The sequence below is a fragment of the Bradyrhizobium sp. WSM471 genome, assembly GCF_000244915.1.
Lineage (GTDB): Bacteria > Pseudomonadota > Alphaproteobacteria > Rhizobiales > Xanthobacteraceae > Bradyrhizobium.
Genome location: NZ_CM001442.1, coordinates 30,333 through 56,984, shown reverse-complemented (window position 1 = coordinate 56,984; position 26,652 = coordinate 30,333). Strand labels below are relative to the sequence as shown.

The following is a 26,652-nucleotide window of genomic DNA, read 5'->3' as shown; positions in this document are numbered from 1 at the left end:
CGGTCCTCTTTCCGTTGCAAAGAGGGTACCTCGCAATTCAAGGTGAGCGAGTATCGTTTAGCGCTCTTTTGCGGCATGGCTGATCTGTCGGTTCGAAGGCGACTATGCAGTTTGTGCCACCGCCACTGCCACTGCCGCGCTGCCTGCCATCGTGACGATGAGGCGGTGATGGTGCGAGTCGTTGCCCTTCCCGCGGCTGCCCGCTGCTGCCGGGCGCGAGCGCTGACGATGGTGACCCGGTGAACAGCGGGTTGCCGTTCTGGAGACGGTCAAGGGTTTTGCGTTCGCATGGCTTGCTCCGGTTGAAGCTCGGGCGCCCCCCTAGCCTAAACGCTCAGCCACTGCTGGCGCGTGCAGTAAAACCAAACTTTCGGCCGGAATTTTATTGTCCCTCGGCATCGTTGCAGTCCGCTGCGCTGGGTAGCTGGGTCCAGACCTGATCGCCGCTCCCAGGCAAGCCGTCACAGCCGTTTTTCGGCCTGTTAAACATTCTGCCGTGCCGTTAGGCTAGGAGCCGGGGACTAGGATGGCAATGCGGTTTTGGCTGTTCGCACTATCATGGCGATCCTTTTGCAGGCGGACCTTCGCCGCTCCGCTGGTAATCGCATTATTGCTGGTAACGCTCGGGCAAAGTCGGGCGGCTGATCCAGAGCCTAAGCGCGTTCTGATGCTGCAATCGTTCGGTCTCCGCTTCAAGCCATGGACCGATTTCGCAGAATACCTTCGGTCTGAAATGATCAAGCAATCGAACGTCCCAATCGACTTTCAGGACCACTCGCTTTTGACCGCTCGAGTGGACGATGACAAGGCGCTCGCACCATTTGTCGGGTACCTCCAAGCATTGTATGGGGCCAAGCCTCCCGACCTCATTGTGGCCCTCGGCGCGCCAGCCGCCGAATTCGTGCAGCGCTATCGTGCTCAGCTTTTCCCGACGACACCAATGATGTTTACTTCCGTCGAGGCGCGACGGGTCAGATACGACAAGCTGACTGAGTATGACACCGTGGCCGCTGCGGCTCACAATTTTCCAGCCGCCATCGACACGATCTTGAAAACGTTGCCCGATACAAAAGTGATCGCGGTGGTCAATGGGGCGTCACCCAATGAAACATATTGGCAAGGTGTATTCGAGCGAGAACTCGCACCGTTCAGCGGGCGCGTTGAACTGCGATGGTACAACAAGCTGTCGTTTGAAGACATCCTGAAAGACGCGGCACATCTTCCACCTCACAGCGCCATCTTCTGGCATCTGATGAGCGTTGACGCGGCAGGCGTTACACATGAGGGCACTGCCGCATTGCACAGGCTCTCTGCTGCAGCCAATGCTCCCATCTTTTCCTACCTTGACGGATTTTTTGATGGCTCGATTGTCGGCGGCTCCATGCATTCGATTGAGAAAGGCATGGCCATCGCAGCCGCAGCGACCATCCGTATTCTAAACGGTGAAAAAGCTGGTGACGTAAAGGTCGCACCCAGCCAATTCGAGCTGCCAAGGTTCGACTGGCGGCAAATGCAGCGGTTTGGGATCAGCGACAGCCACCTGCCGCCCGGCAGCACGGTCTACTTCCGCGAGCCATCCGTGTGGGAACAGTATTCATGGCTGATCGCATCCGTTGTGGCCGCTCTTCTGATACAGGCGGGGCTTATCTTGGTCCTGCTGCACGAGCATCGGCAACGTCAGTTCGCCGAAGTGCAGTCGCGGCAGCGAATGTCGGAACTGGCTCACGTCAATCGCTTCTCGACGGCAGGCGAATTGACTGCCTCAATTGCGCATGAAATCAACCAGCCGCTCGGCGCTATTCTCACTAATACCGAGACGGCACAGGCGATCTTGAAGTCCGCCAACCCAGATATCAACGAAGTAAGCGAGATCTTGGGCGATATTCTAAATGACGACCGGCGCGCCACCGAAGTGATCCGACGGATGCGCAGCCTGCTGAAAAAGGCTCCTTTCGAACTGAAACAATTCGATCTCAATGAAGTCGTGCAAGAAACGATCCAGTTTATTTCGGCACTGGCCGTTGGCCGGAAATTCGAAATGACTAACGTGCGCACACCGGATTCGCTTCCGGTCCTCGGCGACCGCATCCAGCTTCAGCAGGTCATTCTGAACATTGTCGTGAACGGGATGGACGCGATGAAGGACACGTCGAGCGAAAATCGGATCAGCATTCGAACTTCGCGTGCCGGAAAGTTTGCGCAGGTGTCGGTGTCGGATCGCGGCTCTGGCATTCCCGAAGACAAATTAAAAGAGGTCTTTGAGCCATTCTACACCAGCAAGGTGGAGGGCATGGGCATGGGGCTGTCCATCGCACGCACCATTATCGAGGCGCACAACGGGGTCATCTCGGCCAGAAATCGCGATCACGGCGGGGCATCGTTCCGGATCAGGCTTCCTTTGGTCGGTTGACGCAAAACGGCAGCCATACACCGAACGCGGTGGTTTCGGCAGACCCAAGCCTAAGTCAAAGCAGATGGGACAGTTGGAGTAGTCATGGCGTAAAAAACGCGCGGGCCTTGCTCCAAAGATCGCAAGCATACCGCGCGCCTCGGTTACGCCGCCAATTCTTTGCGAACCGCGGCGGCCGACTTGCCTACATTGTCGATGGCCTTCTGTAGCTCGTCCTTGGAAACACCAAGAGCCAATTTCTGCAATCGGAGATATCTGATCAGTTCGTCGTCGGCTTTCGCGAAAGCGTGTTGCACGTCAGACGCGGAGCTTAGGCTTGTAGCACAAAGGCGCCCGGATGCGGAGCAAGCGCCCTGCCTTACCGCCGCACCCCGACGCGATTGACGCCACCATTCATATTGCCGCCAGCGTTGTGACGGACGGCAGCGCGCGCGACCGGGCGAGGCCTGAGCACGACCCCGGCCCGGGCAACACACCCCCCGGGATACCCAACGTAGGTGCAGTACACGATCGCGTTGGCCGGCGTTGGAGTGAGCGCGAGACAGGCAAACCCAAACACGACGCTGGCGGCGACCCCGGCAAGTGTTGCTGACTTGATCGAAAGACTCTTCATGGCGAACCTCCTCTGGCACCGCCGAAAACGCGCAAGTCGCTTCAGCGGCAGTTGAACACTGCTGAGCTGCGCGGGATCGCTGACCTTGACCTAGATCAAGGGAGGGCCTTTAGGCCAAAGGCTTATGCGGCGTCAGGGCAGCCTTGTGCCAGGGATGCACCCCTGCGACAGTTCAATGATCGGCTGGAGGCCTTCAAGATGTTCGACGTGTATCTGAATGACAGGCGCGATCTCTTAGTTGTGCGCAATGGTCTGCCGATTCCTTTTCATGAGGTGCCAGGCAAATGGCGGAAGAAGAAAAAAGTAACGGCTGTGAGCCTGGACATTAGGCTAGTAGTTGAGAGACAGGGCTACTACATGCGCAAGCTGACAGACTTCAAGCGATAGTCCGTAAAGCGGGAATCGGGGCAAATTCGAGCCGATGCACTCGCCATCGATCACAAAGGCGCGCGTTACTATTGCGCAACGCCGCCTCGACGATCCGGGATAGCGGCTGGTCCAGGCGTGGCCGTTGAGGACGGGCATGGCCGCATTCAAGCAGAGCCAATTTTTCGTAATAACTGCTGCGGTTTGTGGCTCTTCATCAGACATGCGGTTGCTAGTCCGGACAACGGGCCGCCGACCTGCGCAATCGCCCGCTAAGCTTCGAGCGGTCCTTTCCAATCGGTAAAGTCGTATACGCCCCACCAACGATGGAGTGTTTGCCTGCACTCCTTACAATCAAAGCGGCCGTTTCCAACGACCGGTCGCTTTATCTGAATCGCGCTATGAAGCGCACCACAAAACAAGCAACCGAAATAGACGCGCATAGGTGGTTGGTTGGTCATCAAACCTCGGTCGGCCGCTGTTGCCAGCTGCAAGGCGTTAATACAAACGCCGATTTCTATCTCGGCAATTTACGCCAAAAGTTTGTGATCTTGCGCCAAACATAGCCGTGATCATGATGCGCGGCGAGCGTTAGCGCAAAGTTTAAAGGCTTTCTTTACCTTCACTTAGGTTCCGGCCTGACTGGTATAGCCAGGCGAGGGCTTTCGCGCTGATAGTAGTCAGACTGCCGCTGCTGGGGGCCAAACGGAGTTGTCCGAATGGGTGTCGCAGGCTGGCGCTTCGCGCGGGTGAAGAGAACTGTTATTGGACGGCCAGCACTCATCGCTGTGCTGCAAAAACTGCCACTTGTCTGCCCGCTGGTGCTTGCAACTGTCTCGCTGCTTATGATCGGGATCGCACTCTACCGCGATTTGCAGTGAGGGGCTTGCTGGCCTGGCTCATCGGGCAGAACAGTTTCTTGAGTTGCTCGGCCAACTTGGCCTCGGCGGGGGTGTCGGCCGGCTTTGCCGTGCCGCCGTTGCTGGCGCTCCTAGCGTTGCCGGAGCTTGAGGCCGAGTTGCTCGACGGAATCGTACTTCAATGCCCACCGGACCAAGGTGCGCATGTGTCTGTGCAGGAGCGAGCTGGCTGAATCTCGGTAAAATCATGAGCGGTAGAACTGGGAACGAGCGCGTGGAGGAAGGCTTGGGGTCTTGCTGGCTCACTTGACCGGGGGCCAGCGGAGCGGCCCACCTTTTCCAGTCGCCTGAAGCCGGCGCCCTGTCTCCGCTAGAAGGGCGTCCGGGCGCGCACTGATGCGGCTTAGCCCTTCTTTCGAAACAGCTGCGCACGCTTCCGAAAGATCGAGATTCCAACCATTGGAATGTGCATCTCGGCACCCTTGAGCTAACTGCGGCTCAATATGCGGAGCGCAATCGCCTAGTCTGTTGCGCGCTGAGCGCGATCCAACAGTTCCTGGGTTTCCGTGCTGAATTGTTTTGGCATAAAGGCGCGTGCCCTTAAGGAGCAATGACGAGAGGCTTCTATAGAGCCCGTCCTGCCCGGATCGTTTTACTTCGCAGCGACCGCTTCTACCGCATTGCGTTTCGCCAGAGCCTCTTCGGTCAGCGCCAGCTTTAGCCACTCGTCCGCAAACACCAGCCACTGCGCCTTTGATGCCGCCACGTCAGTCTTGGCGGCCTGCTCGCGGCACATCTCGTACTCACGACGAAAGTCGACTGCATGCTTAGACATGGTTTTTGAAAGGCCGCTGAATTCACGGCTTAGGCTGGCAGAAACGCTATCGTGTAGCGGGTAAGTCTCTCAAAGGCTGCCGAGTTCCGGGCTTCAACCGGACGAGACGATTTTTTTGCAACCATACTCGTGATGTCTCTGGCGGACTGGGCTCAGCAGGTCTCGTTGATTTAAGTCAACTTGCTGCAGTGGACCGGCTGCAGCTTTTCAAAACCCGGGGCGCTTCAAAGGGAGATAATGAACCATGCTTCGTTGTATTCTCGTTGCTCTCGCAGCTCTCGTATTGTTGACCGCAACCTTGATCCCCGATGACGCCTATGCTCGCCGTGGAGGTGGCGGCGGATTCCGTGGCGGCGGCGGCGGATTTCATGGAGGTGGATTCCGTGGCGGTGGCATGCATGCCGGTCGCGTCCATGGCGGTGCAGGACGGTACCATGGCGGCGGCCGCTATGCTGGACGAGTTCGTCCCTCGCATCCGATAGCAGGTCGTCCGGGCCGTCCCGGCTACCCCGTCGCGGGCCGCCCAGGTTATCGCCCGGGCGTAGGCTATGCAGGTCGATACCCCTATCGCGGATACGGGGCAGCTGCGGTTGGAGCCGCTGCGCTCGGCGCAGCCGCATACGGCAGCTACAACAACTGCTACGACGCTTATGGCAATTATATCTGCAACCAGTATCCCTACTGATCCCGCGCGCGAGGGAGGCCAGCCGCTCGGAGAAGCTGCGCCTCCAAGTGCGCGATCCGCCCCGGCAACCTTAGTCAGGTGCGCGTGAGCAGGAGTAGTCCTGCTCTTTGAGCAGAGATCGTTCGCGCGTCAACGCCATCGCATCTTCATCGCTTACAAAGAGGCATCATTAGGCCGCACAGGGGTCGAATGTACATGAGCTATTTCTTGGCTAGCCCTTTGAACGAACTGGCACGAAGCAGGCCTTCAGAGGTGATGTCCCGGTATTCGATTTCGGCGTAGAACTTTGGCTCGACCCATGTGGCCTTCGGTTTCCTGACAGGCTTGGTGAGCTTCTGCTTCGGGCTGACGACGGTATCGAGAGCCTTGCGGATCTCCGCCGACTTGTTCCGGCTCCAACCCGTCCCTACCTTGCCCATATAGCACAGCTCCTTTCCATCCTGTTTGCCGAGGTAGAGCGCGGCGACGCCAGACGGGTCCTTCACGAAACCAACTACAGGGAATTTCTCGCGCTGCACTGTCTTGATCTTCTGCCAGGCCTCAACCCGGTCCGACCGGTACGGTGCGTCAACCCGCTTGGAGACGATGCCTTCGTAGTTCAGCTTGCTGGCCGCCTCGAACAGCGCCTGCCCGTCACCTTCGTGGTGCTCACTGTAGAAGATGGGAGCTTCCAGCCCGTTCTCATTCATTAGCTGCTTCAGCAGCTCCTTGCGGGCGAGCTGCGCATGTTTGCGGAGGTCTACGCCGTCCAGCCACAGGAGATCGAAAGCGAAGTAAACGAGGCGGTCCTGGTCGCCTCTGCCGAGGTCCGCTTGAAGTTCGGAGAAGTTGGTGCGCTCCTCATGGATGACGACCACCTCCCCGTCCACGATGGCTTGGCCCGGGATGTTGAAGGCCCCGGCAATGAGCGAGAACCGGTTGACCCAGTTGTGGCCGTTACGGGTAAAGGCCTTTCTGTCGTCACCGTCGATGTGGAGCTGTATGCGGTAGCCGTCGTATTTGACTTCGTGAATCCATTGCGCGCCCGAAGGAGCCTTCATCTTCAGGGTCGCAAGCTGGGGGCTGATAAAGCCGGGCATGGAAGCAAGCTTCTTGGCCGGAGCTCGGGTACGCTTTGCCACTAACGCAACTCACAAAAAGCCCGCCGTCGGTGGGGGAGCCGACGGCGGGGCAGTCTACCTACCTTAGTCACGACTCTCCAACCGCGAAGCCAAACCGGCGTTCCCACGCGTTCTTCATACAACCGCAATCGCGATTCCAGGTTGTATTTTCAACGTCAACGAGAACGGCCGCCGAACGGTTAGGGAACGCGATGTGATAGAGCGTTCACCCAGAGGAATGCCCTCAATATTGGGGCCTCTTCAGAAGCTCCGGCAGCCGCGAGATCGCCTTGGCGATCCGTCTCGCCTCGTCACGGGTTAGGAATTGCTCGGCGTATTGGTACGGCCGCCGGTGAAGGTCTTCGCGGTGCGGGACAGAGCAGACTGAGAAGCCGTTTGCGTCCTTCACGCGGAAACATTGCTCCTCCTCCACCATCACCCAAGGCGCCGGAAACCGCCGAAGGTTATCCATCACATCCTTCGGTTTGCCGGAGTGCCCCTTATCGGCTTGCCGGACACATAGGTCGGGCATTCCTTTGCCCGCACCTGCCGGTCTCGCTCAGAGCAGAGGTCGTCTACCTTGCCTAGCATCCGCTGAAGCAGGGTCTCAGCTGAGGCGGTAGACAACCCGGCGCGCTGAAGCTGCAGCATTTCCTTGCGCTGGCGATTGACCTGCGAGCGCATGCGTTCGATTTCCGAGCGGAGATATTCGAGTGTGGGCATTAGCGAACCTGGATTTTGTCCAATAGAACAAAACAGGAACTTGAAGTCAAGGACGTTGCAATGTGGAGCAAGCTTCGGGAGCGTCGGCTGAGCCCGCACGATGGCTCTCAGGGAACCTCAGCCATTCGCATATGTTAACTCGCGAAGGCCATTTGCATGACTCACACAGTTCTTGTCGTCGATGATGACGCCGCCGTACTCGACGTGATCGCGAGCATGCTCGAAGACATTGGCTGCGAGGTGGTATGCGCACATAGCGGCGATGAAGCTCTCGAAAAACTGTCGCGGCAGCAGAACATTTCGATCTTGATCACCGACATCAACATGCCAGGCATGGACGGTCATGAACTCGCCGAGCGAGCCACGCGCATTCGTCCGACGCTCAAGGTTCTTCAGCTATCTGGCCGCGAGCGGAGGCGTGATGGCTTCCCGATGCTCAGGAAGCCGTTCTCTGAAGAAGACCTCGCACGCGTGATGCAGCAGACGACCGGCGTTTGTTAGCGCAAAAGGGAGGCGAGACAGCGCTCAAGCTCTTCGATTGGGAACGGCTTTTCAAGGACCGGATACTTGCTGAATCCTTCAGGCACGCCGCCCGCCCCATACCCGCTCGCAAAGGCAAACGGAACGCCGTTGCTTTGCAGCGTTTCTGCGATGCGCTCAGAACTATGTGCCCCAAGCTGTATGTCGAGAATGGCGGCATCAATGCCCGGCATGGAGGCGAGCGAAAGCCCGCTTTGCAAATCGTTGGCTTCACCAGCGACGCTATGACCTAGCTCGGCCAGCATGTCCGCAATCATCATGCGGATAAGGGATTCATCCTCGATCAGAAGCACAGAAGCCATAACCCTACCCCGCCCGTATTTTACCCGGCTACTAATCCAAAGCTATGTTGCCTTAGGATGGCTCTGGGCTTCAGTCTGGTCGTTGCGCCTAAAATAATTTGTGGGACCGTGTTTGGTCAACGGTTGTTCGATACCGAAAGTGAGTTTCAGTGACCGTTTTATCGGGCTCCGTATTCGCGATGGACGTTGACGGCAAAGCTACGTTCGCCTTCGAAGCGAAGAATTTCCCTGAGGCATTCGAGTTGTGCAAAGAGGATTGGGTTCGTGAGGACCTGATCGCCCTGACATCGAATGGCGTGCCGCTTTGCTCCTCGACCGCGAAGCTGGCAATCCGCAGAGCTGACCAAGCCGAGATTGCTATTTATCGAGACGCCGCTCTCAAAGCACAGACCGAAGACTTGATCCTAGCATATCTTGTCGATTTAGATTGAGCGTAGCCCGCAATGGGTCACAACCGCCGTAGCCAGCAGAAGAGCAGCTATGGCTACGCCCTTGATCATGGGAAGTACGGTACGCCTATCCGGAAAAAGAGTCGCCTAACCGAAGACAGCCTCGGCTCACTTTCGCTTCTGAGTGACGAGTCGGAGTGGAATGTTGTGTACATGCGCGCGCCCTCGCACGGCTGCTTCTGTCCTGCCGAGCGCGCTGGCGATCTCGTCTGGTCGGCGGCCCGCCGCCGCCATCGCCAGCAGTCGTTGATGCTCTTCCGGCGTCCAGCGTCTCAGCAACGGATAACGTGACTGCTGCATCGTTCTGATGTCCCCACCCCTGTGAATCCTCGCCCGGCAATCTCTCAGACAGGCTTCGGCGATTCGCGCCTTAACAAATGAGGTCAGAACCCGTGTACCGGATCACTCGGTGCGGATGCACTCGACCTGATCGGGAACCGGCCAGTCATCCGACGTGTTCGGGACTGGGCGATGCCCGACCACTCTGTCGTTCTCTTTCCTGGAATGATCAAGCCGCTGCGACTGGGCCGCGTCTACGGCTACCTGATCCAGCGCGCAGATGGCCTGTATCACCCCGGTGGCAGTCAGCCGGTATGCTCGATGGCTCTGGCGCGGAAGATGGTCGAAGGTGGCTGGCTGGAACAGCACGGCCAGCGTTATGAGCCGACGGCGCGAGGTCTGCGAGCGGTGGAATGAGCAATCCAGGAACGAACGGGCGAACCCGCAATTGGGCTTGCTCGTGCCGATTCCTCCAGCCCGGCGCGAGGACCATCCTAAGCCCCGGCCTCCTCGTCCCTCCTAGGCCGGGGCTACGCCTGCGGTCGCTCGAACAGCGCTAGCGGATTTGAACTCGCGGGGGGCAATTAGCTTATGCAAATGGCTGCTGTGTCGGATGGATCCATGGTGAAGCATGTCTGATTCCATTTTTGCTCGCGCAGACGAAGCCCTGAAACAAGCTCAAGATGTACGGCATCAACGCAGCCTGCTCTTAGGTTGTCGCGAGGAGGCGATCCGAGAGCTGAGGCGTTCGATCTTAGAGAGCGCTTCCGCCCGTGCCGAGATCAGGGCTCAGCGAGAGAACCGGACAAAAGACTAAAAAGAAGATCCGCCGGCTGGCCTCGCGCCTTTACCTTGACCCTAACCCATGAGGCACGTGGCCGGCCACAGCTGGTAAACGCGGCCGAATTGGCCATGGAACGTCCACTTTTGGACCGTGTCGGCCGCGCTTTCTAACCTATGTTAATAGAGCAGGAGGGTCAAAATCGGCCATGCTCACACACAAGCCATTCGAGACGGATCCGCAGCCTCAATTCGAGACTAAGCAAATGTCGGCGGAAATGCTCCGCCGGTCTCGGGAACAGATTGCAGCATCGGTGGCGCTGCTCCAGAGCCAGGCGCTCAGGTACATGGCGACAAGAGCGACCTGGACAATCTCGAGGCAAGAAGTCTCGCACCTCCCGCGAGGCCCTGATCCGCAAGCGCCAAGCTGAAAAGGCCCCGCAATAGCGAGTGGCTGGCATCGCCCGGGCCTGCAACCGCCTAACTTAGGACCAGTCGCAACGACGCCCGGCCCGACTGCTCGCCGGTCGCCATTAGTAGGCACGCTCAGCGATGAGCCGCTTTTTCAGCGTCTCGATTCACATGGATTATGGCGGGAACATCTGGCAACGGCGACGCTGCCTTACCGGGGCTGGTCAAAGATTTCATTTCGATCCAATTGCACACCCGGCAGGGCCGCTGCTCAAAACAGCGGCCCTTCTGCTGCCTGCGCTCCGATGCCCTCAGGCAGATGACTCTGAGCCTCGATGTCTGCGCCTTTTTATGCGGCGGCGCTTACGGTGCTCCAAGGATCTTGTCGGCGCGGTTCGCAAGCGAGAGACGCCTTCGGAAATGGTCGCCTCTGCTGAATGAGATGAATTGCCTGACGCTGGCCGCTCAAGTGCTTCAAGGACGGCGCGGCCTTCGTCGGTAATGACCCAATCGCCAGCATCTCGCACCACAAGCCTTTGCGCGAAAATGTCCAGCTGCGGAGCCCGCTCAGCAAGCGACTTCATCCGTGCAGTCCATTCCGGCCCGCTCGTATAGAATACCGCCAGATGCTGCTTGATCAGCGCAAGACTGCCACGGCCATCGGGCTGGCCGGCAAGGATTTTCAATGTAGACAACTGAAAACTCAACGCGATGCACCGAACGCAAACCGGACGGGTTTTGTGCGATGGTACCCGAGTCGGCCGGCGCTTCGGCCGGCTTCCCGCTAAAAACCTTTATAGGTAAGCCTAACGCACATACGTGCTCAACAGAGCCGACAAAACTGGCCAAAGGGGGGGCCGCCCCAGCGTTTGGGAAACTGGGGCGGCATTGGGGGGGCTGGGTTGTTGTCACGGCGCTTGGGGGGCGCCGTAGACGGGATAATAAAACTTCAATTCGGCTTTCGAACCTATTGTCCTGAGGTACAGGATCAGGATTGCTTGGAATGTTGAAAACGAGGATAGGCTCGGCTCCGCCTCCGCCTTGCAGGTCAGCTACGGGCCAACCGCCGGCGCATGCTGCACCTGCTACCACTTGAATGAAGCCGCCACCTCGTAGCTCCGCGGTGCGCCCAGGATTATCTGGTCGATGTAGCCGGGGTCGCCCCAAGCCGCGTAGAGCTTGTTGGTCAAATTCCTTACGCGGAAGCTCAGGCGGGTCCGGTCGATACTCGGGAAGTACGCCTTGGGAATATCGACGAACGCAAACGCATCGAACGTGGTGTAAGCGTTCATAGTGACGAGATTGTCTTGGAAGTTGAAGCGGTCACCGACGTGACGCATCAGGCCGCCGATTTCGACCGGCAGTGTCGTTTCAAAGCGATAAGACGCGCCGGCATTGGCAACGAAGCTAGGCACGTTGGGCGGTGTCTTGCCCGAATAGGACTGAAACACGCCGTTACCATCGACATAGCTGAAATCGATGAAGCGCGACTGCACGAAGGCGACATTGCCCCACAGTTTCAGGCCGGCGACCGGGTTGATCGCCGCGGCGATCTCGATGCCCTTTGCTTCGATCTTGCCGGCGACGTTGAACACGATGCCGCTCTCGGCAACGTAGACGTTTTTGCGCTCGATGTCGAAGGCCGAGAAGGTGGCCTCCGCGCGCTTGTCGGCCGATTGCAGTTTCACCCCGGTCTCATAGGTCCGCGATGTCGTCAGGAGCAGCGGCACCGACGGCGCCAGGATGAAAATGTTGGCCACCGTCGGGTCTGCCGCAGTCGCGTACTGGCTGTACAGCATCACGCCAGGGGCGACGTCCCAGGTGTAGCCGATGCGGCCGGTGACGGGATTGAACGTCGTCGAGAAGGGATAGCCCTTAGCGGATTCAAGCACTCCACCGGGATCAAACCGCGTGCGGTCCAGCTTGATGTCCTCGAACCGGATGCCACCGATCAGGGCGAAGGTCGATGTCAGCTTGAGCCGGTCCTCGAACGACAGCGAGGTCGTGTCGAGGTGGGTGTAGATCTTCTCGTCGCTGCGCGGACCATAAAGGCCGCGGTCCGGATTGAGGAGATCGACGTAGTCCGAAGAGAACAGCGTGTCCTGCGAGACGTTGAATTGCGAGCTGCTCGCCGCGACGGTGGCGACGAAACGGTTGTCCATGCCGGCCAGATTGGAATTGACGGTAAGGTCTGTGATGTTGCCGTAGAGCCGCTGCGCATGATCGAGCGCCAGGCGCTCGCGATAGATGCTCTGCGCGCCCGCGAAATTGCCTACGGTCTGATCAAATGAGGTGATCTCGTTATTGAACCAGTGCCGGTGGGCGTCATAGCCGTAGACCTGGCTCTTGAGGGAGATGTTGTTGGTGATGTCCCATTGAAAGCCGCTGCGCAGCCACAGCTCGTTCGCCCCGCTGTGGTTGTCGAGCACGTTGTAGTTTGTCGTCAGCGTGCGCGCATCGACGGTGACCGGGACCGGCGTGCCGCCGCCGAGGTAGTAGTTGCTCCACTGGCCCGAAACGACGCCTGATGTCGGCACGATGCCCGGCGCATTCGCCGGCACCAGCGGCGTGCCCCAATAGAAGCGGTCCTTATCCTGCCTGTACTCGGCCGCGCCCCAGACCTTCAGGCTGTTGTTGACGCGATAGTTCAGCTGGCCCGAGACATTGCTGAGCTTCGAATAGGTGTCGTCGATAAATCCCTTGTTGTTGAAGTGACTGATGTCGAAGCGGTAGTCGAGCCCGTCGATCAGTGTGCTGCCGCCCGAACCATAGCCGGCGCGATAACCGTTGAAGGAATCGTAGAAGGTGAAGGCGTCATTGACAACAGGCCCGGTGTGCGGCGCCTTCGTGACGAAATTGATTGCGCCGCCGGTCGCCCCTAAGCCGGCTACGAGTGAATCCGGCCCCTTGATGATCTCCACCTGCTGCAATCCGGCGACATCCATGGGGCGGCCGGTCATGGTCGATGGCCCGATCTGGATGCCGTTGTAGAGAGTGCTGATCTGGTCCCCGGAAAAGCCGCGCATCGAGAAGATGGCGGGTGCACCCGGAGCATCGCCGCCGGTCACGCCGGCCGCCGCTTTGGCGACGTCGGTGGTCGTCCGGATGCCAAGTTCCTGCATAACGCGCTGGTCGATGACCTCGACGGTCGCGGGCATTTCCCGTGCCGTGATTCCAAGCCGGGAGCCAACGCCAGTAACGGCGGCCGTGTTCAGCGGCGTCTGAATCGGGCCGCTCAATGGCTGGGTTGCCGGGACGGCGACCACCGAAGCGGACAGATTGCGCCCCGGGGCGCGGCGGGCCGTCCGCGGCTTCTGAGCGCCCGCGCTGACGGCGGGAGCCCGTCGCGCGGCAGGTGGCGAGACGATCACGGGCTCCACCTCTCGGGAGGTGTCCCGGGCGGCGGTCTGCGCCGTTGCCATGGGGCACACCGAGGTAGAGAGCAGCAAGATGAGCAGGCCAGACCGAGTGCCAGGCATGCGGCCGGTCACGCCCTGAGAGATGCCACTGCGGTTAAGCGAAAATGCCGGCGCAATGCCGCTGCCGAAATGAAGATGTTGCACAAGAACGCTCTGCGGCGACGCAAACAAACCGTCACCGCGGTTGCCTTAGTCACCTGCCTTCGCCCCAAGCGGCAGATGCACCGGCTACTTGTCCGACATCGAGGCACCCCGCCCAATGCGTTCGCGCGTGACTTATGGCTGGCAGCAGGTTTCCTGGCTCGCGGGTTATCGCCTTCGACCACCTTCCCAGAGACCGATTGGCTCCAGTGGTTTTGCTGGTCGTCGGCTATCCGCTTACAGTTGCGGGGGCAGCCGCGGAATGGTCCGCCGAGACGGACGCACCGCATTCCCTTGATGAGTCCTTGCGGACACTACCGATCACGAAAGTGGCATCTGGTGATCGTCCCGTCAACAACCGGGAGGGATTTTAAACCAGCTCGCCCAGCGATGGTCGCAGGGTGTCGCTGCTGCGCCCGCCAGTCTCCCGGGACTTGACGTCAGCCTGCGGGGTCAAAGACCCCCGGCGCGGCAAATTCAGCCACGCGCCCGTTTTACCAGAGACAGCGGACATCAAGACGCCTGAGGCGCTCTTCGCCTAAGGATCACGAGCGGGCGTTGGAAGAGTGGTAGTCGCCGGCGCCGGCGGTCGCAGGATGCTACCGCTGTCTGACCTTAGGTCAGCTGGTCGAGAATCTCTCGCACCTTCAGCGCTAGTTTCGCTTGCGAGATCGGCTTCTCCAGCAGGTTTACGCCTTCATCAAGCCTCCCCTGATGGACGACGGCATTGCGCGAGTACCCGGTCATGTACAGTATCTTCAGTCGCGGTCTAATTTGAAGCGCGCGCCGGCCGAGTTCGCGACCATTGATCCCGGGCATGACCACGTCCGTGAGAAGAAGATCGACCTTCGACTGGTCCTGCAGGAGAATGGTCAGGGCGGCTTGGGCGGTGCGGGCCGAGAGAACGCGGTAGTTGAGATCGCGCAGGACGTCAGAAATATAGACGCGCAGATCTTCATCATCCTCGACGACGAGAATGGTCTCGAATATCTCACCCTCAGCGAGCTCCTCAGGTGCCACTTCCTCGTGTCGGGCACTGCCGGTGAAGCGCGGGAAATACAGCTTGATCGTCGTGCCTTGCCCCACCTCGCTGTAGATTTTTGCGTGCCCTCCGGATTGTTTGACGAAGCCATAGACCTGGCTCAAGCCAAGGCCGGTGCCGTGACCCGGCTCCTTGGTGGTAAAGAACGGCTCGAAGGCGTGACTGAGAACATCGCGCGACATCCCGCCACCGGTGTCAGTCACGCAAATGGCGACGTACTGACCGGGCGCCAGTTCAGGATTGAGCCGGCAGTAGTCATCGTCGGCGGAGATGTTGGCAGCTTCCACTGTCAGCTTTCCGCCGTCGGGCATGGAATCACGAGCGTTAATTGCCAGGTTGACGATGGCTGACTCTAGATGATTGGCGTCAGCTTCAATTTGCCATAGCCCCGCACTTCCGACCGTTTGGACTTCGATGCTCTCTCCGAGCGTACGCTGGAGGAATTCCTGCAGACCGTTGACGTAGTTGTTCACGTTGATCGGCTTGGGATCGAGCGCCTGCCGGCGCGAAAATGCCAACAAGCGGCTGGTCAAAGCCGCGGCTCTCTGCGCGCCTCGTTTCGCGTTTGCGAGCGCCCGGTTCAGATTGGCTCCGGGCGCCTTCACGTGTCGTTCAGCTGTTTCGAGATTGCCAAGGACAATCATGAGCAGATTATTGAAGTCGTGCGCGATTCCGCCGCTGAGTTGCCCCACCGCCTCCAGCTTTTGGGATGCGGCGAGTTGCTCCTGGACGTGTTTGAGCTCGTCCTCGGCGCGCTTCCGGTCCGTAACATCGCGCGTGACTTTGGCAAACCCGACGATGTTGCCAGCCTCGTCCGTGATGCGATCGATGATGGCCGAAGCCCAAAAGCGGGAGCCATCTTTTCGCAGGCGCCAGCCTTCCGCTTCAAAGCGCCCATGCTCCGCCGCCTCTAAAAGCGCACGCTTGGGCACACCGAGTTCGATATCTTCAGGCGTGTAAAACGCACTGAAATGCCGGCCGATGATCTCTGGAGGCGCGTAGCCCTTGATTCGCTCCGCTCCGGGATTCCAGGTTGCCACGTTGCCGAGCGGATCAAGCTGAAAGATCGCGTAGTCGACCACGGCCTCGATCAGCTGGCGGTACCGCCGCTCGCTATTGAGAAGCTCTTCATGGGCTTGCTGACGCTCGGTTACGTCTCGCGTGACCTTGGCGAAGCCGATCAGCTCACCAGATTCGTTGCGGACGGCATCGATGATGACCGATGCCCAGAAACGGCTTCCGTCCTTGCGGACTCTCCATCCCTCGGCACTGAAGCGGCCTGCTTGCGCTGCGACGCTCAAGGCGCGCTCCGGGAGCCCTTTGGTGCGATCGTCGGGCGTATAGAAGGATGCGAACGACTTGCCGATGATTTCGTCCGGCGTGTAGCCCTTCAGCCGCTGCGCGCCGGAGTTCCAGCTGCGGACGGTGCCGTCTATGTCGATCATGTAAATGGCGTAATCAACGATCGCATCGATGAGCAGTTGAAGTCGCGCAGTATCGTCGATCCCGTCAAGTTTTGACTGATGGGTTTGCAAACAGCGTGCTCCTGTGGGGAAGAATGAACAACCCTGCGGACAAAATATGGTTCCGTGCTGCTATCGCGCTTTCATGTTGTAAGGCTCGGTGCGGCGACCGTCGACCCAGATTGACCTCCGCCTTAGGTCAAACTTGAGGCGAGTGCAGCGCAGCGTGTGGTTGATCAGCGACAGCGATATCACAAGGCGCGCGGCGGTCCAAAATCGAAGGAATCCCGATCGGCCTCACGATAAGACTCAGGCGAGCTTAAAGCTGTAACCTGTCTCGGCGCGAGCAGCCATCCAGAACGGGCCGACAAGCAGGAAGGAGCAGCGTCGGATCAAGCGCCTGCGCCCTCCAATAGAACGCTGCTAGCCGGTGTGATCAGGCGGCCAACTCGGCGGATGCACGCTGCATGTTGGAAGCCATGTCGGATGTGACAATGCTCTGTTCTTCGACAGCTGCTGCCGTCGAAGCTATAAACTCGTTGACACTTTCTATCGCGGCCTTGATGGCTGTGAGTGAACCCGAAACATCGCCCGCGATGCTGTTCAGCGAAGCGATTTCGCGCGAGATGGTGTCGGTTGCGGTTTTGGCTTGATTGGCAAGGTTCTTAACCTCAGACGCAACTACTGCGAAGCCGCGTCCGGCTTCCCCTGCGCGAGCCGACTCGATGGTCGCATTGAGTGCCAGCATGTTGATCTGGCCGGTGATATTGCCGATCATCTCGACGATGCCACTCATTGCCTGAGCAGCCTCGTTGAGTCGCTCCGCCTGCTGATCGGCTGCCTCTACCCTGGAGGTCGCCATGCCTGCCGTCTTGCGCGACTTGCTCATGGTCTCAGAAATCTCTCGAATTGAGGCGCTCATCTCTTCGCTACCGGCGGCGACCGCATCGATCAGACCGCGCGCGGCCTCCGCCTTCTTGCGCCCGATTGCCTGCGCGGTGATGTCGGTAGCGTATTTGACGACCTTAAATGGCTTGCCGTTGAGATCGAGAATCGGGTTGTAAGACGCTTGGATCCAGATTTCGCGGCCGCCCTTCCCGATGCGCTTGTATTCGGCTGCCTGGAATTGGCCCCGGTTGAGGTTCTGCCAGAATTCACGGTAAGCCGTCGCCTCCCGCTCCTTCGGCTCAACAAACATCGAATGATGCTGCCCCTTGATCTCGTGTAGCGTGTAACCCATTGCGTCGAGGAAATTCTGATTGGCAGTATGGATGGTGCCATCCATATTGAATTCGATCACGGCTTGCGACTTCGTGATCGCCGCCATTTGGCCGCTACCGTCGGCAGCCTTTAGCTTCTGCTCGGTGATGTCTGTTGCGAATTTGACCACCTTGAATGGTTTGCCGGCCTCGTCAAAAATGGGATTGTAGGTGGCAAGTATCCAGACTTCGCGACCGTCCTTGGTGAGGCGCTTGTATTCGCCTGCTGCGTATTGCCCTCGATTGAGACGCGACCAGAAATCGGCATATGCCGCGCTCTCACGATCGGAGGGTGTCACGAAAATGCTGTGGTGCTTGCCGGCAATCTGGTCGAGCGAGTAGCCCATGGCCTTAAGGAAATTTTGGTTGGCAGTGACGATGGTGCCGTCCATTTTGAACTCGATCACTGCCTGGGCACGGCTGATCGCGTCAATCTTGCCCGCGTCTTCAAGAGACTTGATCTTCTGCTTGGTGACGTCGGTGGCCAATTTGATTACGCCAACCGTCCTGCCGGTCGCATCGATGATCGGGTTGTAAGATGCCTGAATCCAAATCTCCTTACCGCCCTTCCCAATGCGCTTGTACTGAGCTGCCTGGAATTCGCCACGGCTAAGCTTGGTCCAGAACTCTCGATAGGCGGCGCTCTCGCGTTCGGCGGTCTCGACGAAGATGCTGTGGTGCTTGCCTTCGATCTCGCCGAGCGAGTAACCCATTGCATCCAAAAAGTTGCGGTTCGCTGTGACGATCGTGCCGTCCCGCTTGAACTCGATCACCGCTTGGGACCGGTTGATGGCCGCCGCCAGCGCCAACGCGCGGTCGACCTGCTTCTTACGGGGCGAGCTGAACATGCATTCCCTCCGCGCAATTCTTGTCATGCAAAATTATCTTTGTTTCGACGAATGGTTGCACTCCCGTGCTTAGAAACGGTTAAGCATACGGGGCGTGAAACTACGGGGCGCTACTGGCCCGGCCACCGCGTTGCAGTGCAACAACTCCGCCTATCGGATCGGTCTGGCCTAACCGACAGGCCTTACTAACGTTACGCTCGGTGTTTCGGCTGCAGCGCAGACCCGATTGCGCCCGTGTTCCTTGGCCACATACAGCGCGCCGTCCGCGGCAGCTAACAGCGAAGCCGGCGACGTTCTCGCATCGCACTTGCCACCTGCTATCCCTAAGCTGATCGTGATTCTCCCGAGAGGACTTCCTTGATGCGCGATGGAAAGGTCGTGAACCGATGCCCGGATCTTCTCGGCGACAATTTCGGCATTGCCGGATGACGTCTCGGGGAGCAAAACAGCGAATTCCTCACCCCCGTAACGCGCGACCAGATCGGCCGGCCTTTTCAGGCAAGATGCGATGGTCTCTGCAACCTGCCGGATGCAGCCGTCGCCCGCGGAATGGCCGCAGGTGTCGTTGAAAGACTTGAACTTGTCTATGTCAATAAACAACACGGAAATGCGCGAATTGGAACGTTGGCACCGCTTGAACTCGAGCTCTAACATTCGGTCGAAACGTCGCCGGTTCGCGATCCCGGTGAGCGGGTCCGTTTCGGAGAGGGCCTTGAGCTGCTCGTTTGCTGAGATCAGTTGCTCCTCCGCAGCCTTGCGCTTGGAGATGTCGCGGATCACGCCAACGATCTCTGGGCCGGGCTCTTCCGGATCGTCGACATAGTTCATCTGAGTTTCCACCCAGACGTACTTGCCGTCGCTGCAGCGCGTCAGATACTCGACGTTCCCCGTGAGTCTCTCGGGTCCTAGCTCCTCTATCAAACCCTTTACGAGATCCCGATGGGCCGGATGGATATTGGAAAAGGCGGGCTGCTCCAGAAGCTCTGAGGGGCTCCACCCGAAAAGCTTCTCGACCGAGGGCGAGATGTACAACCGGTGACCGGTCCTGTCGAAACGGGTGACGACATCCTCTACGTTCTCGGCCAGCAAACGGTAGCCGCGCTCCCGTTCACGCAGCATTCTGGCCATGGCCGAGCGCTTGCGGATCTGGACGGCCAGTACAATTCCCAACCCGATCAGGATCGTTGACACAGTGCCACCCAGTAGCACATCGAAGTTCCGGTCCCTGCGCCAGCCATCGAGGATCGCGTCCTCCGGGACTGCGACGGTGACGACGATGGGAAAATCCGACGCCGCTTCATAGGCGATTTGCTTGGTGCGGCCATCGAACGGCGACACGATAGAATACAGGCCCGCTCCAGAATCCTTCAGGTGGTCCATAAACGAGCTTCGCGCTATGTCCTTGCCGACCTGGTCGTCTCGGCGATGGACTAGAACTTTGCCGCTCGTCGTCATGAGAGTAACGGTGCGGTCCTGCTCGGCTTCAAAGCCTTGGTAGAACGACCTGAAATAGGCAAGATCGATCGCCGCGAACACGACGCCTCCGAACGAGCCGTCGGGATTCGGCAGTCGTTGAGTCATGAGCAGAGTCGGTCTTCCGGTGACGCGGGAAATGAGAGGCTCGCTGATGCGGGGCGTAGCGTCTTCAGGATGTGATTGGTGGTAGAGGAAATACTCGCGATCCCCGTTGTTGACCGCTGGCACCGTTTCAAACGACGAAAACATCCAGTCGCCACTCTCCCCCAGCACCCCAAGTTCGCGAGCTTGAGGAATGTTCTTCGCATATTGGGCGAGCAGGTCGTTGATCTCCGCAGACGCCCGCGCGGACTTGTCGGAGTGTCGGATGTACTGGCCCGTCCCGAACAAGGCGAGCGACACTGCGTTGAAGCTTTTGGACGCGTGTTGCGCGAGGGAATGGGTGAGCCCCTGGGTCTCGGATCCCGCTTTGGCGAACGCGAGCGCTCGTTCCTGCACGCCCTTCCAGGCGATCAGAGCCCAAAAGCTTGCGAGTGTGAAGCCGAGCAGCACGAGGATGATCGTTAAGGGAGACTTTACCAACTTAGGCACGGTGCAATGTCCTGTTCGCAAAACAGGATGGACCCGCTTGCTGAAATCGAAGTTTCTGCCGCCATTCGTTGACGATGATTCCCATTCGCATCGTTAATGCGAAGGGAATGCCAAACCTTAGATCTGCCTGGGGTAGCAGTGTTCAGGTCCCACTCAGGCGCTCCGCATGCGATCGCGGATCGCAGTGCATACGCGGCGCTGTTTGCGCCTCAATTTCGCCGTCCGACTCAAGCTGTGGTTGTATTCGTTGCCGGCGTCTCGTCTGTGACGGTTCTCGATCCCGAACCGCCGCGCGACGAAGCGGGGCCAAAGGCCCGGAGAGAACCCCATCAAACCGGGCCTTTGCGCTGTCCGTTGAGCAAAGCGCACGGCGCACTACGTATGTCATCACCGGATCGCTCCGAAAACGTCTGCACTGAACCAGCGGCGGCGGTGAACTTAGGGGCTCGGCGTCCGGTTTGCCTCTGACAGTCGACGTGACACGTCTCCACCCGCACTTCGGCTAGCGTTACTTTGATCCCTTGCGCCTGCGTGGCGACCGGGAGAAGGGCGCTGATAAATAATGCAGTAGCAATCACTCTGCAGCAAATGGTGGCGATCATGATGACCAGTCCTGCTTGGTTTGGAATCCAACTTCGAGTCACACCCCTCATTTGAGGCGTTGGTCACGCATGGTGGGCCTCTACTCCGCCGAACCTTCGACAGGTCCGGCGTTCAGCCAACAGCCATCCAGCAAGCCGCAAGCGTGTTCGCCGGTGCAATGCGGACTATGCGCCATAGAGACATACGTATCAAATTATGATATGTGATCGTTACATAACTGTTTTGATAGGTCCGTGCCATGAAGTGGGTCGATCGCGTCGGACGTCATCTCAAGTTGCGAGACCTGCATATTCTGCTCGCGGTGGTGCGGCTGGGTAGCATGGCAAAGGCTGCGGCCGAACTCGCGATATCGCAGCCCGCAGTGTCGAAAGCGATTGCGGACATGGAGCACATGTTCGGGCTTCGACTGCTCGACCGTAGCCGCAGCGGCATAGAGCCGACGGCCTATGGACGCGCCCTCGTTACGCGCGGCCATGCCATTTTTGACGAACTCAAACACGGTGTTGAAGAACTCGCTTTTCTCTCCGATCCGACCGTAGGAGATCTGCGCATTGGCAGCACCGAGAGCGTCGCGGCTGGATTTTTGCCTGCTGTCATCAAGCGGTTCTCGCTCGAGCAGCCCCGCGTTCGACTCGACGTCGCGCAAGCTGTCATGAGCACTTTGCATTATCGCGAGTTGCGCGAGCGCAGCATCGATCTGCTGATCGGCCGTATTCCGGTGCCGTTCGACGAGGACGACCTCGAAGCGGCTGTTGTGTACAATGATGACACCGTGGTGATCGCAGGCCGCCAGAGCAAATGGGCGAAGTCGCGCAAGCTCATGCTCACCGACCTGGCCGGCGAACGCTGGATACTGCCGCCGCCCGATACAATGCAAGGTTCGCTCGCGCCCAAGCTGTTTCGCGATAGCGGCTCCGAAATGCCACACGCGCCCATCACAACCCTTTCAATTCATTTATGCCTCCGGCTAGTCGCAGGCGGACAATTTGTGACGATGCTTCCAGCCTCGGTGCTGGGTTTCGGCAACAGAGACGAATCACTCAAAGTACTTCCAATCAACATTCCCGTGCGGCGGCGGCCTGTCGCAATCGTAACCCTCAAGAATCGCACACGCAGCCCCGCAGCAAAGCTTTTCATTGAATGCGTCCACAGAACGGCGAGAGAGGACGCGAAGGCGCCGCGGAGCGCACGCAGCGAGAAGTAGGCCAATCAAAGCGGGAGGTGCTGAGGAGGAATGTCGCCTTTGGGTCACAAGCGGTCCTCACCGCCGGCGCCCGGCGGGTCAGCTATGGGCCAGAACAGGACTCTCGAAGCGCTGCCATCTGCGCACTTGTCTGAGCAGCTTTGGACGGCACACCAAGACGCCGTCAACAATTGACGGCTTGGCGCTGGGGTGCTTCAGCGACCAGCCTTACGTTCACTATCGAGCCGCACTTCGGCTCCGCTGCGCAGCGAGGCAATCTGTTTGAGCAACGCGTCTGGATCGACCAACGGATTGAGCTCGCCCGGCTTGCGTGCCGACAGCCTGTCACGAGCTTCCATCAATCCGTTAGAAAACCCATGGGTTGTAAGATGAACCGTGACCGGCCGGTTTTGCTGCTTGAGCAGTCCGTTGAGTCGGTCAAGGCTTGCAATGAAAACTTCGACCTGTTTTGAATTCTTGATGGCATTAAGACCTAAACCACCGATGCTGACGGCTCGGTAGGTGCTGGCACCGTCCTTGACGTCGAAGGTATAGGATGCGGTACCGGCCGTGTGGCCGGGGGTTTCAAACACAGCGAAGTTGTTGCCGCCAAACTGGATGACGTCGCCGTCCTTCACTGCGATATCTTGTGGGATCATCGACCAGCGCAGGGGCGTCGATTCCGATGCCCGCGCCGATTCCATTGCTTCGTCCCAACCAGTTTGCGTCATCACGAATTTTGCATTGGTCAGGAGCGGCTTGAGCTTGGCAGCACCGCCGACATGGTCGAAATGGCCATGCGTCATCAGCACATATTTGATGTCGGCGAGATCGATACCTACCTTGCCGAGATTTGCGACCAACTGATCGACATGAGGCTCATGCAACGTGTCGATCAGCACCACGCCATCGCTGGTCTGGATTGCCCAGGCCGACACCCAGCACGCGCCGACGTAATGGACGTTGTCGAATGCCTTCCAGGGTTCGATGTATTGCGCCTTGGGATCGCGCACAAAGCTGCGCCAAGCAGGCGGCGGCGGCTTTCCGGCAAGCCCGAAATCATTCCAGGCCGCCAGAATTTCCTCGGACGGGCAGCCGTTGAATGGCTGGGCGGTTAGTGGATTGGCCTGAATGATTAGGACGGCGCAGGCAAGCGACCAGATGAGATCGCGTAAACCAAGACGACGCATGTGACCTCCATTTTGTTCGATGCCGGCGCGGTATGAAGCCGCGCGGCGGCATTGGCCTCACCCCAACCGAAGGTCCCATAGATGGAACTTAGGTTCTTTTCTCCCTTTCGCGCAATAGGCGTGCGTCCGTAGATGTCCGTTCCGGGTCAAAGCCGGACTTAGCACCATTTAGCGGAGTGGACGCAGGTCTCTGCAGGTTGAAAGGCGAGGCGGCGGCCGCGACGCAGGGGTTCCTTTTTCCTCGCCGCCGGTGTTTCCTCTGCACGGCGGAGAACGGGCATGCAGGGATCGCTGGGGGAAAAGATCGGTGAAGGCGCCTTTTCCGAAGCCTACGCCTGGGCGCCAGGGCAAGTCGTGAAGTTGTTCAAGGCCGGCGTCTCTCATCTGCTCGGGCGGCACGAGGTACGCATGATCCACGCGGTGTGGGCCGCCGGCGTCCCGGCGCCGGAGGTGTTCGGTGAGGTGACGCTGGACGGGCGCTTCGGCATTTTGCTGGAGCGCCTCGACGGACCGACCCTTTGGCATCTCTCGCGAACCGGCGTGGTGACGTTCGAAGAGGCGGGCGCGATCGTCGCGACATTGGCCATGTCTCTTCACAAGACGTCCCCGCCACCGCACGTCACTTCCCTACGCGAGTATATGGAGACCGAGTTGCGGCACGACGATGGGAAGGTTCCCAAGCACATCGCCACGGATGTCCTCGCCCTGATCGATCGCCTGCCGCCCGGCGACGGGGTCTGCCATTGCGACCTTAGTCCCGGCAACGTGATCATGACGGCGGAAGGCCCAAGGCTCGTCGATTGGACTTTCGCGATGCGGGCGCCCGCCGCCGTCGACTTAGCATTCTTGCATGTCATCCTTTCCGAACTCGCCCCGGAAATAGCCGACAATCCGGAGCGTCCGCGCGCGACCAATGCCGCGGCGCAATCGGAATACGCGCAGCTGGCCGGCATGTCGCTCGCGGAGCTGACGGCGGCCGTAAAGCCGTATTTGCCGATCGTCCGCACCTTCGTCGTCCTTGGTGACGTGGTACCTTCCTTGCGGGAGCAGCTGATCCAGCGCATCGAAGCGGCACTGCGCTCGGGAGACTGAACCATCTTGGTCGCACGCGCGAGCCGAAGAGGCCTGTCGAAGTGAGGCATCAGTGTCTCCTTTGGGTCACAAGCGGCAGTAGGCGCCCACCTGGATCGACTCCGGTTAAGCCCTGACAGCGAACAAGACCCGTCTTCAGCGACCATCAGCGGAGGGCCAATAGGCGCCGGTTCGGCGCAGCGCAGTAAACTTCCAGTCTAATTCGAAAGAGCAGACGCCCTCGGCTTCGGGCGGCGAATCCATCAGACGGACCAAGCCTAGACAAACGCGGTAAGTAACGGCTAGTCAGTCGCATGGGTTGGTTTCCAAATTGGCTGCGACCGTCAGATTTCGGGCTGCGGCCCCGGGCCGGCGCTCAGGTCGACTTACAACCGCTGTCGGAGCGCGGCGGCCGATGGCTGAAGGCGAACTTGTATCGCTTCCCGGGCGCGGTGTGGTCGCGGAAGCGAGGCTGTGTGGAGCTGTCAGAGGGTGACGTGATCGCGCTGCATCTTGTTGTCGAGCGGATCACGGAAGCCGGGCTGAAGGTGCGGCTGTCGGGCCGCCTACGCGGCTGGGACGGTGCGTCGCCTGTTTGGACTTTGCTGGTGCGCAACCGTTAGCGGATTGGGCCCTCCTGAAACGCACGACGTGACAGGTTGGGGTCAGAAGGGCCGGTCTGGCAGCGCGCGCGATGTCTAATCTTCATTGCGAAGCCGCATTAAACCGAACATCGTAGGCACGTCAGATACGGTCAATCGCGTCGGTTTGGCGTAAAGTGCGGACATCCACCCGGCTTCACAAACAGACATCGGTGGATCATCCCATTGTCCAGCGGACTCGCGATCATCGTCCGCCCGAGAAGTGATCGTCCATCATCGCAGCTATTTCGGCCGCCGTATGCCGGACGAAGCAGGCCTCATGGTCTCTTGGTGCTTGCATTTTAGTGATCCATTTGGCTGTCGGCTTTGATCGAAGCCAAGGACTCGTCGGCAACGTCGCGATCCAGCACTCGGCTCACTAGGACTGTATGAAGGAAAGCAGGTCGGTATTGATGAGCTCTGCATGCGTCGTTGGCATCCCATGGGGTAGTCCGGGATAGGACTTCAGCGTCCCATGCTGGAGGAGCTTCACTGACCTTGCGCCGGTCGTCGGGAACGGACAAATCTGGTCGTCCTCGCCGTGCATCACGAGCACAGGGACCTCGATTACCTTCAAGTCGTCGAAGAATTCCGTCTCGGATAGCACCCTAATACATTCGTACTGGGCTATCGCGGCCCCCATCATTCCCTGTCGCCACCAGTTATCGCGAATTCCTTGCGAAACGACCGCGCCCGGCCGGTTGAACCCATAAAACGGGATCGTAATGTCCTGATAGAATTGCGAGCGGTGATTTGCCGTCCCATTGCGAATTCCGTCGACGACCTCTTTAGGCACACCGTCGGGATTTCTCTCGGATTTCATGAAGGTTGGTGGAATAGCACTGATCAGGACGGCCTTTGCAACGTTGTGCTGCTTGCCATATTTTGCGACATAGCGGGTAACTTCGCCGCCGCCAGTTGAGTGTCCGATATGGATGGCTCCCTCGAGATTAAGGCTTCTCACAATCGCGGCGACGTCGGCCGCGTAGGTGTCCATGTCGTGCCCCCGGGCCGTTTGGGTCGAGCGGCCATGGCCACGGCGGTCGTGAGCGATCACGCGGTAACCGCGCGCCAGAAAGAACATCATCTGGCTATCCCAGTCATCGGCGCTCAGAGGCCAGCCGTGGTGAAAGAAGAGCGGTCGACCGTTGCCCCAATCCTTGAAGAAAATTTCGGTGCCGTCCTCGGTTTTGATAAGGCCCATGGGTCTAGATCCTGCTGTTGGTCGCCGACGTCTTCACGACCATCAAGCTTAGTAACCAGCCAGCGTCTTCTCAGATCGCACGTTTGTGGCCGTTGAGTCGAACGGTCCGCTCGACGCGTGAAACGCATTCGCGAATGCGGCCTTCCACTTTTGATCGCATCGGTTTGC

General features: G+C 59.1%; 23 protein-coding genes, 1 pseudogene and 1 riboswitch. Of the genes and pseudogenes, 10 read left to right on the top strand and 14 right to left on the bottom strand.

Going from position 1 to position 26,652, the window contains the following annotated elements; translation table 11 throughout:
* Positions 1–532 precede the first annotated feature (532 nt).
* Complete coding sequence (locus BRA471DRAFT_RS00245) at positions 533–2,410, top strand: HAMP domain-containing sensor histidine kinase (protein WP_007603860.1); 1,878 nt, start codon at positions 533–535, stop codon at positions 2,408–2,410.
* Positions 2,411–2,553: 143 nt separating this feature from the next.
* Here the strand turns inward: BRA471DRAFT_RS00245 and BRA471DRAFT_RS39250 are convergent.
* A pseudogene (locus BRA471DRAFT_RS39250) lies at positions 2,554–2,643 on the bottom strand (DUF3606 domain-containing protein); the annotation flags it as partial.
* A 125-nt stretch (positions 2,644–2,768) separates the two neighbouring features.
* Positions 2,769–3,023, bottom strand: a complete 255-nt coding sequence (locus BRA471DRAFT_RS39245) for a hypothetical protein (RefSeq protein ID WP_007603859.1) — start codon at positions 3,021–3,023, stop codon at positions 2,769–2,771.
* A gap of 198 nt (positions 3,024–3,221) precedes the next feature.
* On the opposite strand from BRA471DRAFT_RS39245, the gene BRA471DRAFT_RS00240 reads away from it, so the two are divergent.
* Positions 3,222–3,410 (top strand): hypothetical protein, encoded by a 189-nt coding sequence (locus tag BRA471DRAFT_RS00240; RefSeq protein WP_007603858.1) that lies wholly within the window; start codon positions 3,222–3,224, stop codon positions 3,408–3,410.
* Between the two features lie 698 nt (positions 3,411–4,108).
* Positions 4,109–4,270 carry a hypothetical protein gene (locus BRA471DRAFT_RS38615; protein WP_007603857.1) on the top strand — a complete coding sequence of 54 codons (162 nt, stop codon included), beginning with the start codon at positions 4,109–4,111 and terminating at the stop codon, positions 4,268–4,270.
* A gap of 631 nt (positions 4,271–4,901) precedes the next feature.
* On the opposite strand, the gene BRA471DRAFT_RS00230 is transcribed toward BRA471DRAFT_RS38615, so the two are convergent.
* The gene (locus BRA471DRAFT_RS00230) at positions 4,902–5,084 is read right to left on the bottom strand and encodes a hypothetical protein (protein WP_035973459.1); all 183 of its coding nucleotides are present in this window, start codon (positions 5,082–5,084) and stop codon (positions 4,902–4,904) included.
* A gap of 244 nt (positions 5,085–5,328) precedes the next feature.
* On the opposite strand from BRA471DRAFT_RS00230, the gene BRA471DRAFT_RS39240 reads away from it, so the two are divergent.
* Positions 5,329–5,769 (top strand): hypothetical protein, encoded by a 441-nt coding sequence (locus BRA471DRAFT_RS39240; RefSeq protein WP_083843110.1) that lies wholly within the window; start codon positions 5,329–5,331, stop codon positions 5,767–5,769.
* Positions 5,770–5,969: 200 nt separating this feature from the next.
* Here BRA471DRAFT_RS39240 and ligD read toward each other — a convergent pair whose 3' ends face one another.
* Both ligD and BRA471DRAFT_RS00215 read right to left on the bottom strand, forming a co-directional pair.
* Entirely contained in the window at positions 5,970–6,848 is an 879-nt protein-coding gene (ligD, locus tag BRA471DRAFT_RS00225; protein WP_063826333.1) for a non-homologous end-joining DNA ligase, read from the bottom strand.
* 492 nt (positions 6,849–7,340) lie between these two features.
* Positions 7,341–7,592, bottom strand: coding sequence for a hypothetical protein (locus tag BRA471DRAFT_RS00215; RefSeq protein WP_007603852.1), 252 nt, complete (start codon positions 7,590–7,592; stop codon positions 7,341–7,343).
* Positions 7,593–7,748: 156 nt separating this feature from the next.
* Between BRA471DRAFT_RS00215 and BRA471DRAFT_RS00210 the strand changes: the two genes are divergently transcribed.
* Positions 7,749–8,093, top strand: a complete 345-nt coding sequence (locus BRA471DRAFT_RS00210) for a response regulator (protein WP_035973458.1) — start codon at positions 7,749–7,751, stop codon at positions 8,091–8,093.
* Here the strand turns inward: BRA471DRAFT_RS00210 and BRA471DRAFT_RS00205 are convergent.
* Positions 8,090–8,434, bottom strand: a complete 345-nt coding sequence (locus tag BRA471DRAFT_RS00205; RefSeq protein ID WP_007603851.1) for a response regulator — start codon at positions 8,432–8,434, stop codon at positions 8,090–8,092. The genes BRA471DRAFT_RS00210 and BRA471DRAFT_RS00205 overlap by 4 nt on opposite strands.
* A gap of 149 nt (positions 8,435–8,583) precedes the next feature.
* On the opposite strand from BRA471DRAFT_RS00205, the gene BRA471DRAFT_RS00200 reads away from it, so the two are divergent.
* Positions 8,584–8,865: a hypothetical protein gene (locus BRA471DRAFT_RS00200; RefSeq protein WP_007603850.1), complete on the top strand. Its 282-nt coding sequence runs from the start codon at positions 8,584–8,586 to the stop codon at positions 8,863–8,865.
* A gap of 126 nt (positions 8,866–8,991) precedes the next feature.
* Here the strand turns inward: BRA471DRAFT_RS00200 and BRA471DRAFT_RS38605 are convergent, their stop codons facing one another.
* Entirely contained in the window at positions 8,992–9,117 is a 126-nt protein-coding gene (locus BRA471DRAFT_RS38605) for a hypothetical protein (RefSeq protein WP_231171125.1), read from the bottom strand.
* Between the two features lie 237 nt (positions 9,118–9,354).
* On the opposite strand from BRA471DRAFT_RS38605, the gene BRA471DRAFT_RS00190 reads away from it, so the two are divergent.
* Positions 9,355–9,579 (top strand): hypothetical protein, encoded by a 225-nt coding sequence (locus tag BRA471DRAFT_RS00190; RefSeq protein ID WP_007603848.1) that lies wholly within the window; start codon positions 9,355–9,357, stop codon positions 9,577–9,579.
* 1,085 nt (positions 9,580–10,664) lie between these two features.
* Here the strand turns inward: BRA471DRAFT_RS00190 and BRA471DRAFT_RS35960 are convergent.
* From BRA471DRAFT_RS35960 to BRA471DRAFT_RS00165, 5 genes are all read right to left on the bottom strand, one after another.
* The gene (locus tag BRA471DRAFT_RS35960) at positions 10,665–11,060 is read right to left on the bottom strand and encodes a hypothetical protein (protein ID WP_007603847.1); all 396 of its coding nucleotides are present in this window, start codon (positions 11,058–11,060) and stop codon (positions 10,665–10,667) included.
* A 378-nt stretch (positions 11,061–11,438) separates the two neighbouring features.
* A complete protein-coding gene (locus tag BRA471DRAFT_RS00180) occupies positions 11,439–13,775 on the bottom strand; it encodes a TonB-dependent siderophore receptor (protein ID WP_231171011.1) in 2,337 nt (778 codons plus the stop codon).
* 266 nt (positions 13,776–14,041) lie between these two features.
* Positions 14,042–14,247, bottom strand: a riboswitch (cobalamin riboswitch).
* 281 nt (positions 14,248–14,528) lie between these two features.
* On the bottom strand, positions 14,529–16,490 hold the full coding sequence (locus BRA471DRAFT_RS00175) for a PAS domain-containing sensor histidine kinase (protein WP_007603845.1): 1,962 nt from the start codon (positions 16,488–16,490) through the stop codon (positions 14,529–14,531).
* A 364-nt stretch (positions 16,491–16,854) separates the two neighbouring features.
* On the bottom strand, positions 16,855–18,525 hold the full coding sequence (locus BRA471DRAFT_RS00170; protein ID WP_007603843.1) for a PAS domain-containing methyl-accepting chemotaxis protein: 1,671 nt from the start codon (positions 18,523–18,525) through the stop codon (positions 16,855–16,857).
* A gap of 168 nt (positions 18,526–18,693) precedes the next feature.
* Entirely contained in the window at positions 18,694–20,592 is a 1,899-nt protein-coding gene (locus BRA471DRAFT_RS00165; protein WP_007603841.1) for a diguanylate cyclase, read from the bottom strand.
* Positions 20,593–21,433: 841 nt separating this feature from the next.
* On the opposite strand from BRA471DRAFT_RS00165, the gene BRA471DRAFT_RS00160 reads away from it, so the two are divergent.
* Entirely contained in the window at positions 21,434–22,399 is a 966-nt protein-coding gene (locus BRA471DRAFT_RS00160; RefSeq protein ID WP_007603840.1) for a LysR family transcriptional regulator, read from the top strand.
* A gap of 194 nt (positions 22,400–22,593) precedes the next feature.
* On the opposite strand, the gene BRA471DRAFT_RS00155 is transcribed toward BRA471DRAFT_RS00160, so the two are convergent.
* Entirely contained in the window at positions 22,594–23,568 is a 975-nt protein-coding gene (locus BRA471DRAFT_RS00155; protein ID WP_007603838.1) for an MBL fold metallo-hydrolase, read from the bottom strand.
* A 354-nt stretch (positions 23,569–23,922) separates the two neighbouring features.
* Between BRA471DRAFT_RS00155 and BRA471DRAFT_RS00150 the strand changes: the two genes are divergently transcribed.
* Together BRA471DRAFT_RS00150 and BRA471DRAFT_RS39235 are read left to right on the top strand one after the other, a co-directional pair.
* A complete protein-coding gene (locus BRA471DRAFT_RS00150) occupies positions 23,923–24,660 on the top strand; it encodes an aminoglycoside phosphotransferase family protein (protein WP_231171124.1) in 738 nt (245 codons plus the stop codon).
* 455 nt (positions 24,661–25,115) lie between these two features.
* A complete protein-coding gene (locus BRA471DRAFT_RS39235; RefSeq protein ID WP_231171010.1) occupies positions 25,116–25,262 on the top strand; it encodes a hypothetical protein in 147 nt (48 codons plus the stop codon).
* Positions 25,263–25,659: 397 nt separating this feature from the next.
* Here BRA471DRAFT_RS39235 and BRA471DRAFT_RS00140 read toward each other — a convergent pair whose 3' ends face one another.
* Complete coding sequence (locus BRA471DRAFT_RS00140; RefSeq protein WP_007603833.1) at positions 25,660–26,484, bottom strand: alpha/beta fold hydrolase; 825 nt, start codon at positions 26,482–26,484, stop codon at positions 25,660–25,662.
* Positions 26,485–26,652: the final 168 nt, after the last annotated feature.